This is a genomic window from Catenulispora yoronensis, assembly GCF_039531695.1.
Taxonomy (GTDB): Bacteria; Actinomycetota; Actinomycetes; order Streptomycetales; family Catenulisporaceae; genus Catenulispora; species Catenulispora yoronensis.
This window is the reverse complement of record NZ_BAAAQN010000202.1, coordinates 1-594: the sequence shown is the minus strand read 5'-3', so window position 1 is coordinate 594 and position 594 is coordinate 1. Positions and strand designations below refer to the sequence as shown.

Here is a 594-nt window from a genome sequence, read left to right as displayed (position 1 = left end):
GTATTCACCCAGGGTCAGGCCGGCAAAGCGGAACACGTGCTGGTGCCCGGCGATATTCCGGTGATCCAGAGCGATCGCGGCGGCCAGGTCACCTATCACGGTCCGGGACAGCAGGTGATGTACGTCCTGTTGGACCTCAAGCGCCGTAAGCTGGGCGTGCGGGAGCTGGTGACGCTACTGGAGCAAACGGTCGTCAATACCCTGGCTGAATATAGTATCGAGTCGCACCCCCGCGCCGATGCCCCTGGCGTCTATGTCGGCGAACGCAAAATCTGCTCTCTGGGATTGCGGATCCGTAAAGGTTGTTCTTTCCACGGTCTGGCGCTTAATATCGCCATGGATCTCACACCGTTTCTGCGTATCAACCCCTGCGGCTATGCCGGTATGGAGATGACGCAAATGCGCCAGTGGCAGCCGGCAGCCTCCCCGGAGACGGTCGCTCCGCGGCTGGTCGCCAATCTGCTGGCGCTGCTAAATCATCCACCGCACGAATATCTTCCCCGGGATTAAGCGGCAGGCCAACGTCCCGCTGTCAGCGGGGCGCTAAACGAGTAACACGTTATTTTTGCAATCAATTGTCACGCACGGCAACGC

Annotated in this window: 1 protein-coding gene; it reads left to right on the top strand. The window is 59.8% G+C overall.

Translation table 11 applies throughout. From position 1 onward, the window contains the following. Positions 1-510, top strand: a 510-nt coding sequence (gene lipB, locus ABD481_RS46805) for a lipoyl(octanoyl) transferase LipB (protein WP_344672361.1), incomplete at its 5' end; no start/stop codon positions are given. Between the last annotated feature and the right edge of the window lie 84 nt (positions 511-594).